The sequence below is a fragment of the Sphingopyxis sp. HIX genome (genome assembly GCF_001468285.1).
Lineage (GTDB): Bacteria > Pseudomonadota > Alphaproteobacteria > Sphingomonadales > Sphingomonadaceae > Sphingopyxis.
The window spans coordinates 56040-72475 of sequence record NZ_LNSB01000001.1 but is presented as its reverse complement, the minus strand read 5'-3'; the positions used below and the strand labels follow the sequence as shown (position 1 = coordinate 72475).

The following is a 16436-nucleotide window of genomic DNA, read 5'->3' as shown; positions in this document are numbered from 1 at the left end:
CGAAGGGGCAACGAACGTGGGGCACCGTTACATATTATAGTTGATAAATTTCAACCCCCTGCTGCGGCAGGGGTGCGCCATGGACGTGCGCCTTCAGGTCGGACTCAATTTCAGACGGCTCCGGCTGTCTAAGGGGCTGACACAGGAGCAGGCTGCGGACGCAACAGGCGTCAGCCAGCAATACATCAGCGGCTTGGAGCGAGGCCGCCGTAACCCCACCGTCCTGACTCTCCATGAGTTGAGTGGACCACTCGGCGCGGCACCCGTCGATCTATTGCGGATGGTTGACGAAGCTGATTAGCGTCGAGGTCGGCTCGAAAGCGATCAGCACCAAAAGCTAAGTGGATGGGTCGGATGCGCGAACACCCGGCTGATCGGCGCGATCCGGGTGGCAGAACGCAATTCGAGCTAGGACCTCTCATTCCCGAAACCGACCTGGATGCAATCGCAGCCGTATCTACGGCGTGGAGGTGAGAGGGCGCGCGGGGATAATTCGTGCCCCTCCGGCTCGCACCAATGATCGACAATCCAAAGGACGCTGTAGCGTGCGTGGGCGTCGGGCGAGCCACTGACTGTCTCCCATTGCCAGTCTCGAACTTAGATCGGCATTCGGGCGTCGCATTGTCGGCTCACCCGGTGTCGAACACCGTCTGCTTCTCCATCGCTGCTTCGCCCATTAGCCCCGCGACAATGTCAGCTACCTCAAGCTCACGATCTCGACATATTGTCGCGACTGTATCGATCACCTCTACTGCGATGCGCAGCGCTTGTGCGTCTTCGTGATCGGTCACAGTGTCGAACAACGCTGCGTCGCCCAGGAGATCGGTTAATGCTGCGAGGCGAGCTCCTCGGTCAGAGAGAGTCAAAAGCCACTCCTCCAACGACAGCTCTGCCGCACCGTGCTCGAAGCGATAAGCGATCTCAAGACCGCGGACTGCGAGCGGCTGTAGGTTTCTGAGTCTAACCAATGAACAATCTCCTTCAAGGCAGCTCCCGGGTTGGGAGCGGCGGAAGGAGGACCAACTGTCGGCGACTTCTTCAGATGTCCAATGGCAAATGTTGGCAAATGCAATCTCTGCAACGGGTTGTGTCTATGCCGGAGCCTGACGGTGACGCCATGCCTCCACACGCCTCGAAACGGCGGACTGTATGCCTGAACTATCCCCGATTTGCCCATTTACGTTCGCGGCTACCATACCTCGTTGCTGTTTCGACGAGGTAACATGTGCGATTTCGAGATAAAAATCAGGTGACAATTCTTAACCAGATCAAGAATTTCGAGTGGCCCCGGTGTTACGAGCGACGCTTGTCGTAGGGGGATACGCCCGGACCCGCGAAGAAGACTTCGCCGATGCAGGCTCCGTGCCGGCACATCGAACGACTAGGTAGTTTGAAAGCCGTATCGCTGTCGGTGCCATGCCAAGTTGGATCGATGCGCCGCCGTAAGCGGCAGGATCGGCGGGGTGCCGAGCACGGCTCGCGCTGCTTCGCCCAGGGCTGGCGCGAATAGGGCGGCCCCGTCATCGTGGAACGCCACCAGCCCTGAATCGAACGCAGCGTCCCAATGTGCCGCCAGCAACAGACCATTGTGAACGTCGAGCCGCTCCGCATCACTCGCACATTCGGCCCAGGGCACAATGTGGCTCGCGCGAAGCAGCGCTGGCTCGTCGATTCCCGTCAGGGGACAGCGCGCGTCCCAATAGCCCAGCAGCGCACGGCGAAAATGATCCTGACCTATCCGCATGCGGGTCAGACGCTCGACCTCGGTGTCGCCAAGCCCGGCGACGGCCGCTTCAAACTCGTGAAGCGGAAGCGTCGGCAGCGTGCTGGCGAGCGCATACGCTCGGTGCAAAGCGGTGCGAAGCGCACTCTGTTCGGCGAACCCGAATGCGGCCCGCATACCCTGCGGGACCGGTTCTGCAGGGGGCGCATCGAGCTCCGCAGCAACGCCGAAATGCCCTACTGACAGGAACCACGCCTTGCCATCCTCGGCCACCGCCAGTCCGATTTCGCCTGGAACGTTGATATCGGATCGGAAATAGAGCCAGCCATCGGCTTCGCCATACTCGCTACGATACCCGTGATTATAGGCCGCCTCGTTCAGCTCAGAACGTAGTGCAGCAGAAATGACACGGGCGCGTGATTGGGTCGACAGCACGTCCTAGAGGTCCTTTCTGAACAGTCGCGAGTCCCGCGGTGCACTGCTCAGGTGCAACACCGTCCAAGGTTGCTCCCGGAGCTTCTCTGGCGGCGCCGTCGTGGTGGTGATGATGTATTGAAACTGTGGCTCGTCCGACCGACTCTCCAGCCATAGAGCCAGATCGAAAATCCGATGATAGATGCCAAGTCCCAAGTCTGCCTCACGGGGACTGTCGTGCAACCAGAACCCCGGCAGTTCGGTTTTGCCTTCCATCGTCAATAGCAGAGCTGCGAGGTCAAACGCGACGACCTTTAGCGAATCGACGGCTGCAGTCGTCAAATCACCGTGAAGCGATATCACCGGCTGGATTCCATTTTCAGTAAGCTGCACGCTGCCGTGGGCGCCCTCGGGGACCAGAAAGCGTATCGTCATATCAAACAAGGAAGATAGCCGCTCCACGATCGCTTGCGCTTCCCGGCGGATGGATGCGGCCGAGCTTCGTTCCCTTACCTCGGCAGCGCGTTCGCGCTGAAACTCCACATCATGCTTGGTGATTGCCACAAGATATTCAGGGTATCGCTTCGTCAGCGTGACGTAGCCGGTCGCGGATGCGAGAGCTTCTTTGGACTTTGTCGCGATTTCTTCCAGCGCTTTATGCGCAGACTTCGACTGCTCGAACCGCTGGCGTGCGATGGCGGCATCAGGTTTCAACGTCCTTTGTTCGTCGAGAAGTTTGCTTTTCCGATCAACCGCCTTGCCGTGGTCTTCACGCAGGCGCGTCAGCAGCACAACTTGTTGATCGAAAAATTGCTGTGCTCGGGGTGGCATCGGCTCCCCACAGGTGGGGCATAGCGGATTTGATGCGTCTTGAGCGCCAGCAGCCGCACGAGGCACCTGAACATCTAGTGCTCGAATAGCCGTATCAATTTCGGGTAGGGTCGCGTCGATCTCCGTTAAGCGAGTTTCGATCGTTCGAAGTTCTCGTTCCTTGTCCTCAACGAGCTTCGCCGCCTCCTGCAGTTTCTGTTCGATCTGCGGGTCGGCTCGCAGCTGTTCGGCGCCGGCGGCTGCTGTTGCCCTGTCGACCCATAGATCGACTGTGGCATTTTCTCCGGGATCTCCTCCGAACATATCTTGCAGGTTTCGGGCCACATCATCGCGCACCCATTCAACCCGCTGCTTCCGCCGCGCTGCCTCCTCGGCCTTGCGCTGGTGTTCTTGCGCCCGCCTCAATGCGTCGATTTCGTCCTGCTGGAGCGCTTTCAGCAATAGCCGGATCACCCGCACGCGATCAGGCTTGGACATGTTCCGAGAGGGAGAGCGCGACTGGGTTTCCGGTGCACGCCAGTCGAGGATATCGAGCAGGCGGCATTCCTGATCGCGGGTCAGCCAAGCAAGTGTCGATTCCCAGGCGTCGTCGAGACTACTGCCGGTCGGCATATACGGCGCCGCAGAGGGTAATACCGCACTGGCAATCGCTTGGCGCAGAGGGCTGATAGTCGAATTGGGAATCTCGCCTTTGGCCAAAGCATCCAGCGACCCGCTCTGCTGCGCGTAATGTCTGCTGTTTCCGGCACCGGCGCCGATCGGGCGAATGACATTCCACAATTCACCGTCGAGCATGACCTCCGCGCCGACATAGGAGTCGGGCATGGCGTTGGCGATGCGCTGACGCTGGGCATCGGTGCCGTAGCTATCTTCGCCCAGGCAATAACGGATTAGGCGGCAGAAGCTGGTCTTGCCCCCGCCATGCCCCATGTGGCCAGCCTCTCCTTCGGCATCAGGTGACCATATGATGTTGAGACCGGGGCGCAGCCGGATATCCCGCACTGGAGGATCATCCATCTTTTCCCATATCACGAGCCGCCTGATCCATAGGCGTGGTCCATTACCGCCCGTGGCCTGAAAGCCATCCAACGAGGTTGCGAACAGATCAGGCTGCGGCGGCTTGGGCAACGAAGGCTCGCTCCTCTTGGCTCAGCGCAGCCGTGGACGCATCAAGGTTGATCGAACGAAGCGCGTGCCAGACGAAGTCCGCGCGGCCCTCGGCCCATGACGGCAGCAGATTGTCATAGATTGCTGCCCCGCGTTCAACGGTAGAGGTTTCGACGTCGAAGCGCCATGCACGCCGTGCTGCGAGTTGCGCCTGCGCCGTGGCGAAATGCACAAGCCGAGAAGCCGAAAAGGATGGCACACTTGACGAAACAGGCAGCGTCGCGGCATCGCCGACGAGCCGCTGCCATTCTGCTGCCGCAGCGGCGGTGAGATGCGGCGTCAACAGATGGGGCTGCGCCGCATAGAGGAAGGCGAAGGTCACCTCGCGTAGTGGACGGGGCTGTCGCATCCGCTTGAGGATCGCCGCAAGAAGCAGGCGCACGTCCAACTCGTCGTTGATCACACCCTGCCACTGACTATCGGCGAGCGAAACGGTATCGGGTGCCGCCGCGACCTGCGCGTCATAGGCGGCGAGGACGAGACGGCGGGTGCGGTATTCGCCATATTTGGCGATCTCGTTCTTTTGGAGGACGCGGAAGGTTTCGGATGGGTAGTCGGCGCCCATCACGTCCTTGGGATCGAGCACATAGCGTAGCTCGTCGCGGGTCAGGCCATAGGCGAGCGCATACCAGGCGTCGAGCTCGGCACGCAGCTGCGCGCGGCGATCCTCGTCCCAGGCGAAGGGTGCGCCATCATAGCCCAAGTCACGCGCGAAGGGAGCCATGGCGTGGCTGGTATAGCTCAGCTCCAGCACGCGCGGGGCGATGAAGGCGAGGTCGGCTTCGGTGTAGGCGGCGGGGGGGAGGACGGGGAATTGCTTGAGGTAACCGTAGGTGAGATGGAGACCGGCGACCTTGGAGCGCGCCATGTTATCAAGTGCGAGTGAGTTGAGGTTAGCGAGCAGCGCTGCCTGACGCGGCGCTGGCTGGTCACTGGACATTAGCGGCGATGTGTGTCCTACGGCAACTCTGGGGATTGCAGACATGATCACGGTCCGCTCGTTGGTGGGAGCGGTCACATCCTTGAACGTCAACAACCATCTCAAATTAGTGAAGCGACCGAGACGTTCATCTGTGTCGCGGTCCGGCGCCCAATAGAATGGCTCAGGCTCGAATGTGGGGTCTTGGTAGCGCTCGATCGGCGTCTCGGGCATGACCCGATAGCCTCGATCGTCACCGCGAGAGCCGTAGTCACCAAAGCGGTGGTCGAACTGGTGGATCATCTTGGCTTCATAGAGGGGAGCGTAGCGCGCCTCGGCGGGGGCATTGCTGCCGGTCGAGAGGTCGAGGTGGTGCGTGTCGCGGCCGCCGGTCATCGCCAAACCCGGCGCGCGCGGCTGGGCGGCGTCGGGGCGCACCCAGTCGGTGCCGTCACGCACCCATCCCTCGCCGGCAAGCTGCGCGGCGGTGCGAAACAGGCCGCTGTCGCTGGTCATGTTGAACAGGCCTTGGCGGAACTCGACGCCCCACGGATTACCCGCCGCCCCCTTCGCCTCGTCGATGAGCACCGGCACGCGGTCGTAGATCGCGGCGGTCAGCCGCGCGTCCTCGCGCGCGCGGAAGACGGGGGCGGTTTTCGTATTGGGATTGATCCGCGCGATGTCGTGCGGCGACAGGGTGAAGCGGCGGCGGTCGTCCTCGAGGTGCGCCGGATCGGCAAGGAAGAAGGCGAACTCGGTCTCGCGCACCTCGCTGCCGACGGTCAGCAGACAGAACTTCATCCGGCTGTCGACAGCCGGGAACAGCTTCTCGCGGTTCTCGAAATCGCACAGTCTCGCTAGCCGCGCCGCGCTGACCAGATGGCCGAAAAAGGGCGCGGTGGTTGCGTCGGTGGCGATACCCGTCGGCACGATCACCCCGGCGCGGCCGCGCTCTCGGGTCAGATTGAGGAAATGCTCGGCGAACAGTCCATAGGTGTTCACCTTGCCGCGCGCGGTCAGTTCGAACCTTCCGCTGGCCCGGGCGAAATCATTCATCGCCTCGAATTGACGCTTGTCGCGCGCGAACTCGGCGAATAGCTCCGGGCGCTCGGTCTCCAGCGCGGCGATCGCTCGCTTGCGGCTCGCTCCCTTCATCTCGGCAATCTCGGGCGCTCGGCTCTCGAAATACTCTTCCTCGCCAAGCTGCACGACTTCCCAAGGCGGGTTGCCCAATACGACGTCGAAGCCGCGCTCGGGCCGCAGCAGCACGTCGGGGAACTCTATGGGCCAATGGAACGCGCGGGCGCCAAAGACGGCGCTGTCGACCGTTGCGGCAAGTTGGCCCTGCATCGCCCCAGTGCCCAGCGTCATTCCACCCGACAGGATGTCCCGAAGGTGGCGAGTGGTCGGCACCAGCGGTTTTGCCTGCGGGCTCGGTAGCGGCGGTTTGGGCAGCAGAAAAGCGGCGACATAGGCATCGCAGGCCTGACGCATCGCGACCCAATCGGGGGAGTGGCGGATACGGGCATATTCCTCTGCGCGCGCCGCGACTTCGCGCGGGGTTGTCTCCGGCATCGAGTGGAAGCGCCGAAAGGAGCGGCTCAGCTTGTCAGGTTCGATCGCCAGGCGCAGCAGCCCGGATTCGCGCTCCGCCTGGTTCAGCTTCTTTAGGCCGTTAGCGGTGGCCTTGTCGTCGCCGGTCAGCGGCTTGTAGGCGGCGTCGGGCACGCCTTCCTCCAGCGCGTCGAGGCTGAACACGCCGAGCAGCGCATCGCCGCAGCGGATATTGGCGTCGAGGAAGCCCAAAGGCTGCCCCGGCGACACGCTCTCGATCCACAACGCCACCTTGGCGAGTTCGACTGCCATCGGGTTGCGATCGACGCCGTGGATGCAGCGGCTGACAACATCGCGCAGCGCCGCCTGTTCATCGGGTGCATCTGGATCGCGCAGTTGCGCAACCTTGCCCGCCATGCGCCGCGCGGCGCCGAGCAGGAAATGGCCGGAGCCGCACGCGGGGTCGATGATCTTCAAATCGAGAATGGCGCCGAAGCCGCCATTTGCCTCGGCCTGTTCCAGCACCGGATCGAGCGCGCTGTCGAGCAGCGTTTCGACCAGACTGTCGGGGGTATAATAGCTGCCGCTGGTCTTGCGGGCATTGCCCTTGGCGGCCGCGAGCGAAAATTCGCCCGCTGGGGTCAGGGTGGGGCGTAGCTCGAGCAGGCTTTCATAAACGCTACCCAGTTCCTCGGTGCGCATGTCGCGCCAGTTGATGCGCGTGCGGGTGCTGTCGACCTCGATGAAGCCGAGGCTCCAGACCGCGCGAAGGAAACGGCGGTTGGGGATGCGCGCGGCGTTCATGGTCGGCGTGCCCCCGCGCGCGAACAAGCCGCCGAGCGCAGGCAGTCCGAGCAGCGGCTGGCCCTGTTCGAGCGCGCCGAGGGTGACCTTCATCCCCTCCCACGCATCATGGTGCGCGTCATAGGCGGCGCGGCGTGCGGAGCGGTCGCGCCAGAACGCGAAGCTGTAGCTGCCCTCATACAGCGCACGCGCTTCGCGCCCGGTCGTGCGCGGGTGGAGCAGATCGCGTTCCTCGGCAACGGCGAGGAAGATCAGGCGATAGACGGTGCGCAGTAGCTCCTCGAACAATCGCATGGTCGTGGCGGGATCGGCGGCGAGCTGCTCGCGGATCGCGGGATTCTCTTCGATCAGCCCCTGGCCAAGCTCGGTCAGTGCCGCCTCGACGCCTTCGCGCAGCCGCTCGCGCGCGGCGGTGCCCTGCTTCAGCCCCGCCTCACGCGCCTGTTCGAGCGGCGCATTGCTGGGCGGCGCGCCGGCGGGACCGAAGCGGCTGGTATGGGTGAGCAGCCACCAGGCGGTGAAGTCCGCGAACATCTCGTCGCGGAACATCGCGCCCAGATCGGCCTCGATCCATGCTGCGCGCGTCAGGCTGGCATTGTCGCGCATCAGCCGCACGCGATCGCCCGCGAAGACGAGTCCCCAATAGAAGCTCGGATTGGCGTTGAGCCAGTCCTGGAGCAGCACGATCGGTGCGCGTCGCGCGCGGCCTTCACTGCCGTCGCCGAATTCGGGCAAGGCGCGCGTGAAGCCGATCGGCCGGCCGCGTTCGTCCTGCGCCGGCGGTGCGACTACAATCGGCACCCGGCCGCCGCGCGCCTCGAGCGCGATACGATAGCGGCGGGTGCCTTCCCGATGCTCGACCGGTCCGGCTAGATCGTCGAAGCCAAAGACTTTCGCCAGCAGCTCGTGCACGAACGCGGCGGTCTGCGTCGTCGTCGGGGCTTCGATCCGGGCATAGCCGCGCCAGATACCCTGCCCGATACGGAAATAGCGCGAAATCTCGTCCGCGAGCGTCAGGCCCTTAGGCACCTCGTAACTCGCAGCTAGTTTCGCGTCGCGCGTCGCGCCTGCGATGGCAGCGACCTGTTCAGGCGCGATCAGCCCGCCTTCAATGGTGATCGCGTCGAGGCCGAGTTCGGCCGCCTTCCTCAAATGCCGGGCCATCAGTTCGCCTCCGGCACGAGGACATAGAGACCGATCACGTCGGCGGGCAGCACGGGTGCGACCTCGGTCGTCGCGCCTTCGCCGCGGGTCGCGGCCTTCACCCGGTCGTGGTCCTCGCGGAGCGCTGCCGCGCGTTCGTCGGCATAGGCGCGGATCGCGGATTGATAGCCCGCGACGCGTCCGCGCGCGGCTTCCACCTGACGCGCGATGACGGAGGGATCGAGGTTGCCCGAAGCCTCCAGTTCGAGCAGCGCCAACGCATCCGCGCCGCTTACTGCCTCTCCATCGGGATCGAACGCCAGCGCGGTCGCTTCTTCGGCCAGCAGCGTGCGCCGTCCGCTGGTCACCAGCGTGAAGCGCAGTCGCAGGAGCAGCACCGTGGTGAGCTTAGCAACGCCGCGCGTCCGCCACGCGCCGGCGCGCCCCAGCGGAGCTTCGCCATCGACTCCGCCGGGATCGAGCGCGCCTTCCGCCATCGTCTCGGCCAGCATCGCGACGAGGGGATGGACGCGCCCGACGTGCGCGACATCGGGCGGCGGCATGTCGGCGAAGCTGATCGCGCGGGCGCCGGTAAGGCCGCGTGCGGCAAGCCGCTCGCCCACACGTTGCGGGAGGCGGTCATAATGCAGACGCCAATAATTCCCGTCCTGCCCCAGTGCGGCGTTGAGGCGCGACAGCGCGCGGCGTGTAAACCGCTCGACCTCGGCAGGGCCGCCGTTGAGGGCGCGAAGACGCTGCCATTCGGGGAGCACCTCCTCGGGTTTCAGGGCATTCTGGGCAAAGATTGCGCGGCTCCGCTTCATATTTTCCTCGGCATCGCGCCATATCGTCTCCACGTCGGTCGTAGCGCCGCCGAAATCGAAGGCTCCCTGCGCGCGCGGACTGTTCGATCGGAGCAGCATTGCCTGCATCAGCGCGCTGGTAACGCTGGCGCTGTCTTCGGGCACCGGCACGGTGACCCCCGTCGCCTCGCGAATGCGCTTTGCCTTGTTGGTGATGACCTCGATAACCGCGCCGTCGATCATCGAATTCTCGCCAAACATCATGACCGCCCAAACCGTCGGCGATTGTTGGCCGAAGCGGTCGACCCGTCCTTCGCGCTGCTGATGGCGGGTCGGGTTCCAATTGAGGTCGTAGTGGATGACGGCATCGAACAGCATCTGGAGGTTGATGCCTTCGGATAGGCAGTCGGTGGCGACCAGGATTCGTTGATCGCTATCCACCATCGCTTCGACGCGAGCACGTCGTTCCTCGGGCGTCCGCCGCCCCGTCACGACCTGAACGTCGTGCTTTTTGAACGCTGACCTGAGCGCCTCGCCGACCGCATCGGCGGTCGAGATGAAACGGCAAAAGACCACCGGCCGCGCGCCCTTGGCAATCAGGGCCTTCGCTTCCTTGATCAAGGCGCGCATTTTGGGATCATTCTCCGGCGCCGCGGCAAGCGCATCGGCTTGGACGATCAAGGCATCCAGCGCGGCACGTTCTTCCGCGTCGATTGCGGTAGCAGGCTCAACGTCGGTGTCGCTGAATGTGCCTTCGTCCTCATCGAGGAGCATCGGTTCGAGCACGTCTTCTTCAGCCATGCCGCCCAATCGGTTGCGAAGCGCACTCGCCGCCGCCGCCGGGGAAGAGCCTACGCAGCGCATCAAGGCCAGAGTGCCCCAGAATGCCAATCGGCGGGCTCGCTCGCCGTCGGCGCGGGTGGCGACGCCGACACAGTAATCGAGCACGTCTTCCTGAAAACGCTGATGCGCCCCTGTCAGTTGGTAGGGGAGCTCGGCGGTTTGCGCTTTGGCGAAGGCACGAGCCTCGCCCCAGCCGTCCTGAATGTCGGGCCGGCGCCGCTGAACGAAATGCCGGGCCAGTCGTCTGCGCCAGGCTTCACCTGTGTCGGGCACGGCGAGCGTGGGATCGAGCAACCCAAGGAGTCGCTGATAGGCTTCCTGATCGCCGCTATGCGGCGTTGCTGTGAGCAACAGAAGATGCCGGGTCGGGTCATCGGCCAGTTCGCGGAGCAACGCATAGCGCTGCTGCGTTCCGCCTTCGCCCCCGCCAACGCAAGTGTGCGCCTCGTCGACGATTACGAACGGAGGGCATGCCCGCGCAAACTCCGCGCGGCGCCCCTCGGCCTTTATGTAATCGAGACTGACGACGGTCGCCGAATAGGCGGTGAAGATGCTCTCCGAGACCGCCAACCCCCGCTCAAGCGAACGCGCGCGCGCCGAAGTTACTGCGACAGCGTCGATGTCGAACTTGGTCGCTAACTCCTCGACCCATTGCTCGACCAGATGAGGAGGGCAGAGCACGGTGAAGCGATCGACTTCGCCACGATCCATGATCTCGCGCAGGATCATGCCGGCCTCGACCGTTTTGCCGATGCCTACGTCGTCCGCAATGAGGAGCCGCTTCACCTCTTGCCGAAGCGCCATCAGGAGCGGCACCAGTTGGTAAGCGCGGGGTTCGACACCAAGGTGGGCGGCGCTGCGGAACGGCCCGGCACCGCGGCGGAGTGACAGCCGCAAGGCATCGGCCAGCAGACGGGCTGCGTCCTGTGTGTCGCTTTGCTCGGCAGCCGGCAACGCGAACGCCGCGCTAGACATCGGCACGGCTTCGAGAGCCGGTGCAAATGTGATTGCATCCTCTTCCGACCCTGAAAGCGGTCGCACGCGGACAAGACCTTCGCCTGGCTTGCTCACCACGATCCACTCGCGTCCCCGCGCAGTCACCAGGTCCCCGGTTTGAAGTTGCGAGGGGGTCATACGAAAATTCCGAGTGCTTTGGCGAGCGCCGGCGGGATGGCCGGAGGCGGCACGGCTGGCAATTCGATCAGGTCACGCCCCCAGTCAAGGCACCGCGCGATCAAAGAAGATGGCGGCGCGCCGGTCACTGCCATCACCATCATGTCCGGCCAACACAAAGGATAAGGGGTGCCGTCGATCGTTTCGACGGACGGGACGGGGACGTTCCACGCTGCCAGCGCTTTCGGCCACGATCCCGCATCGCTGTGCGTTGTAGCGCCGATCTCGCTTCGCGTCATGCGATCCAGAACGGCATGCACATCCGTGTCGCGACGGTCGATCAGCAGGTGGTCGGGTTGGTTGTAATAGGAGAGGATGCAGCGATAGCAGCCGGCTACACAGGGTTCGGCCGTCGGGTCATCGACCAATACGCCGTCCTCGCGATGCAGATGCATCAATTCCAACGCTACTTCGGCAAGCCGCTGCCAGCACCCGGCGTCTTCCACGAGCCGCTTTAGCACCCCGGCACCTCCTTCGGATGCTTCGTAGAGAAGAAGTGCGTTGCGTTCATCACGAGTGGGTAGCGGTTCGCCGAGCAGCTCGCCTGCTTCCAAGACATGCTCGGCCTCGATGGCTCGGACCAATACATGCTGGAGGGTAGCCATTTGCGCCGCGGAGAGGGCGAGGCCGTCGTCGAAGCGAACGAGAAGGGCATTTTTGGTATCTTCAACCATCGGGACGATGGTCTGGCGGCGCGTGCCCTTGACCGGATCCGCCCCTTCTTCCTCACCCTTGGCTTCATTTTTTAGCCAGCGTCCCGTCACGGTGTCGATGTCGAAGCCGAAATGATTGGGTTCTGCCCGCCGGCGCAGGCCGAGGTTTACCCGTGACAGGCGCGTCTGCGGACCGTAGCGCGCTTCCAAAAGGGGGGCGCCATCACCGATCAGCGATAGCTGTTGATCGCCAGAACCCGTTTTGCGCCAGCGAAATACTGTTCGTATTTCAAACCCGCGGCGTTGACGATCCTCGTCATTGGCGGTGATCCGTGCGCCAGGTTGTGCATCGACGTTCTCCACCCGAAAGAGTTCGGCGATCCGCCCCTCGCTACTCAGCGGATCGCCGCACACCGCGCAACGCTCCTGCGTCACCTCTTCGTGCGCTGCGCCGCATTTCTGACAGCAAGTGAAGGTTTGGGTCGCGAGCCGTTGTTGATCGTCGAGCGATCCTGCCGGCAACTTGGCACGGTGGCAGCGATAGGCCTTGCCCTCGTGGTAGACGAGCGCATTGGGTCCGAACTCCGCTATCGCAAGGAAGCGCGGCCGCTGCAGAACCGCCGACGCTTTCTGTTGATCGATAAAGGCATAGAGCGGTAGTCGTGGGAAATTGTAGCCAGGCAGGAAGCCTTCGGTCGCGAGATAGCGATAGGTGTAGAAGTCAGAGCCCGACGAACTGGTGCCGGTCTCGAGCAGCTGCACTTGGCGATCGGCCGCGAGATAGCGACTGCGGGCTTCAGCACGATCCTTTGCAGAAAGGCCGGTGCGTTCGGCGATCGCATTGGCTGCCTGGCGTTCAGCAACTGCGGAGCGGTAGAGTGTGCGCCAGCGTTCGAATGCCGTATCAAAGGCGGTGTGGGCACCGGCCCAGAGCGCATTTACGAAACCCGCGGCATCTGCAAGCTCCTCCGGCGGTTCTTTGGGCAGCGCAGACCGCACTACTGCAATCGCTCGTGCCCGCGCAGTATCGTTGCCGGTAGCTGCGGCGAGCGCCGGCTGCAGACAGCCCGCGATCGGATGCCCCTCCTCGTCCATCTGCAAATTATCTGGAATGGCGGTGCCGATCGGCTCGGTGACGCTCGCCAGCCACTCCGCCTGGACATGACTTGCCAGCAGGTCAGGATTGACCAGATCGATTGCGGGCGCCTTTACGACACCCGCCACCAGCGCCTCACGCCGTTGGAAATAATATTGGTCGTGCGGGCTCTGTGCAGCACAATAGGTCACAACCAGCGCCGCCTGTCCACTCCGGCCGGCGCGCCCCGCTCGCTGAGCGTAATTGGCAGGGGTGGGAGGTGCGTTGCGCAAGAACACGAGGTTGAGCTGCGAGATATCGACACCCAGCTCCATCGTTGGAGAACAGAACATGAGCGGCAAGAAATCGGTGCGCTCGCCCCCCTCGATCATCTCATGACGCTGCTCGTTGATACGTTTCTTGTCAGGCTCGCCATAGCGGAAACGATCTTCCCGCCATTGGCGCGTTTTGATGTCCACCTGCGCAGTATGCTCACGCCCTTCGAAAGCGAAGGGTAGTCTTCCGCTCTCCGCCAGCCGTTCCGCGACGTCGGCGTAAAGACCGGAGAAGAAACGATTGTCTTGACCGGCTTCGGCATTGCCGTCGCCCGGATGCAGCCGAACTGCTCCGGGGGCGAGGCGCCAGCCGCCTTGGCCCACACGGCGCACGATTTGGTGCGCCTCGGCTGCCTCGAGCATCGCTTGGATCAACGGTTCGCGCTCTTTCGCCGGCACGCCGCCGAGTCCGCCTTGTTTCAAGGTCCTATCCAGCGCGCGACCGAGTGCACTCTGCGCCGAAGCCTTGATCGTGCCAGGATCTATCCGGCCGTCGGGTTTGCCAACGACAAGCGTGCCCTGCCTTGCGAGATCGCGCTCCTCTTCCTCGCGGGAGATAGACCAGGGCGCCTTCACGTGCTCGCGAGACCGCTGCGCGACTTGCTCCAATGCGGTGCGGTCCAGCGCATCAACTTGAATTGCCAATCCTTGCCGCATCGTATCGAATAAGCCGCGAAATAATTCAGCTCGCTTCTCCGGTGACGCGGCAGCGAGATGCGGGTGGCGTCCACACTCCTCCTCATCGGAAGAAAGCATCGGAACCCCAGGATAATGCACCTCGATCAGAGCGAGTTGGTTGAGGTTGGGATTAGTGTAGCGCCAGCCACGCCTTAGATCATTCCACAGCCGGTGGGCCAGCACCTGATTAATGGCGCGCTTCGCCTCGTCGAGCGCCGCGAACCCTTTCGGTTCCGGGTTCGCCATCCATTCTTCTCTCCGCGTGACAAACGCAGGATCGAAGCCGAGTGCCTGGCGCAGTGCGTCCCCGAACTGCTCGTGGGCCAGTCCTTCTACGCCTGCTTGTCGGACCGCCTTCAGCATTGCTGAGCGCAGCAACGTTACGAAAACGAAGTCATTGAAATGGCCAGACTGAAGCGCCGCGTCTTGGCGATTGTCGGTGAAACCGAGCAGCTTGCGCCGATACCGGTCACTTGGGCTATTCTGCTGTTCCATCCAGTCAAGCGCCGCTGCCGTTATCAGTGTCGTCGCCGAACTGCGCCCCTCTGCCGACAAGCTGGCAAGTTTGTTGATATCGCGCGCCTGCGCAGCCGGCTGATAACCGCAATGTGGACAGAAGCGGAAGCGGCCTGGAAAGAACCACACCGTGACACCCTCGGTCGAAGCTTGGCCATCGGAGCCGAGCGTGAGCCGATCTGCTTCGTGTTTGTCCCGGTGGCTCGACTTCAGGCGTCGGCCATTTTTGCTCTCCTCTATCCAATCGTCGGGATAGCCCTCGATGCCTCCGTCGAAATTCAGATCGCCGCTGGCATCGGGGACCATAAAGCCGTGACGACTGCCGTCATGATCGGCCTCATCCTTCGCGGTCTGGTCGATCGAACGGGGGAGCACTTGCCCCGAGCGTGTCACCGAGACGCTATGGACTTCCTGTCCGCACTGGCGGCAGAAGAAGAGCGGATAGAGGCGTGCTTGCGGCGTCTCGCGATCGAACTGTTCGGCGGCGAGTTGAACGCGGCGCACTCCCGCGGGCTCCAGGGTCGCATGTGCATGCCCGGCGCCCGCAAGGAAGCGGTGCAGCTTGAACGCCATGAAGGCGCTGTCGCTGCCAGGCCCCGGGGTGCTCATTGCGACCAGCCGGCGACGGAGCGCCTCAGCGCAGAGTGCGACTTTAAGTCCGGTCAATTCTGCGAGATCCGCAGCCGCGTCGGTCAGCGTTCGCGGCGTGCGGCGTTTCAACGTCTCATCGGCATCCAACCCAATGTTGAGTTCGATCCATACCGCTAGCGCATCGGTGCGCCACTCGCTCTCGGCGGTTGGGTTTGTCACCGCTTGGGCCAACGCAGCAATAAACGACGATTCGCTGCCGCTCCACTCGGTCGCGCGGTCAAGCGTTTCGGTAATTACGTCGTCGGGCAACACCGAGCTGCCGAACAACATCGTGCCAACGCGGGCCACAGTCTCACGACCGCCATCCGCTTCACCCGACGACATTGTCGCCGAGGTGCCGATGCACAGCATGTCGGACGAGCCCATTCGTTCGCGCACGCGGCGCACCAGCATCGCGACGTCCGCGCCTTGCCGCCCGCGGTAGGTATGAAGCTCGTCCAGGACAAGAAATTCTAGCCCTCGCATGTGGTCGATGACCTGTCGATCGAGATCGTCCTGGCGCGTCATGAGCAACTCGAGCATCATAAAATTGGTCAGAATGATATCTGGTGGATTGGCAGCCACCTCGCGGCGCTCTGATTCATTCTCCTGCCCGGTGTAGCGTTTGAATGTCGGTTTGAGGTTGTCAGCCAGATCGCTTCCGCCGATGAACTTGTCGAGTTCTTCGAGCTGCGAATTCGCAAGAGCATTCATTGGGTATATGATGATCGCTCGTGTCCGCCGCGTTTCTCTTGCGCGGCGCGCTTGCAAGATCCGATCGATGATTGGCACGAAGAAACACAGCGACTTGCCCGAGCCAGTGCCGGTGGTAACTATATAGTTCTTTGATAGCTTTGCCTTATGAAATGCCTGCTCCTGGTGACGATGCAGAGTGATGGGCGTGCGCGGCCACCCGAGCGAGAATACATTCGCTAGCTCTGGATCGCCGCCAATCGTGGCTACCGACCCGCCCACGCGATAGCGCGGATTGAGCCCGATTAGCGGTTCGGGCCAAAATATCTTGCTGTCATATATCGAGTCGATCTGCTGCTTGAGATCGGGGCTGCGGATGTCGGTGAACGAACGTGCAAACTGTTCGTAGCGTGTGATAAGGTCATTATCGAGATCAAAGACATTCATGAATTCAATGCTGCCCCTTCTGGCGAATTTCTGCG

At 62.9% G+C, this 16436-nt stretch carries 7 protein-coding genes; 1 reads left to right on the top strand and 6 read right to left on the bottom strand.

Going from position 1 to position 16436, the window contains the following annotated elements; genetic code table 11:
* Nucleotides 1–79: 79 nt before the first annotated feature.
* Nucleotides 80–301 carry a helix-turn-helix domain-containing protein gene (locus ATE62_RS00320; protein ID WP_058818410.1) on the top strand — a complete coding sequence of 74 codons (222 nt, stop codon included), beginning with the start codon at nt 80–82 and terminating at the stop codon, nt 299–301.
* A 328-nt stretch (nt 302–629) separates the two neighbouring features.
* Here the strand turns inward: ATE62_RS00320 and ATE62_RS00315 are convergent, their stop codons facing one another.
* From ATE62_RS00315 to ATE62_RS00290, 6 genes are all read right to left on the bottom strand, one after another.
* Nucleotides 630–968 (bottom strand): hypothetical protein, encoded by a 339-nt coding sequence (locus tag ATE62_RS00315; protein WP_058807331.1) that lies wholly within the window; start codon nt 966–968, stop codon nt 630–632.
* Between the two features lie 413 nt (nt 969–1381).
* Nucleotides 1382–2158, bottom strand: a complete 777-nt coding sequence (locus tag ATE62_RS22670; RefSeq protein WP_082662537.1) for an HNH endonuclease — start codon at nt 2156–2158, stop codon at nt 1382–1384.
* 3 nt (nt 2159–2161) lie between these two features.
* A complete protein-coding gene (locus ATE62_RS00305) occupies nt 2162–4096 on the bottom strand; it encodes a hypothetical protein (RefSeq protein ID WP_156420467.1) in 1935 nt (644 codons plus the stop codon).
* Nucleotides 4074–8576, bottom strand: coding sequence for an N-6 DNA methylase (locus ATE62_RS00300; RefSeq protein WP_058807328.1), 4503 nt, complete (start codon nt 8574–8576; stop codon nt 4074–4076). The genes ATE62_RS00305 and ATE62_RS00300 overlap by 23 nt, the downstream gene beginning before the upstream one ends.
* Entirely contained in the window at nt 8576–11176 is a 2601-nt protein-coding gene (locus ATE62_RS00295) for a DEAD/DEAH box helicase (protein WP_231736018.1), read from the bottom strand. Before ATE62_RS00295 ends, ATE62_RS00300 begins: the two co-directional genes overlap by 1 nt.
* A gap of 155 nt (nt 11177–11331) precedes the next feature.
* Nucleotides 11332–16401, bottom strand: a complete 5070-nt coding sequence (locus tag ATE62_RS00290; protein WP_058807326.1) for a DEAD/DEAH box helicase — start codon at nt 16399–16401, stop codon at nt 11332–11334.
* Between the last annotated feature and the right edge of the window lie 35 nt (nt 16402–16436).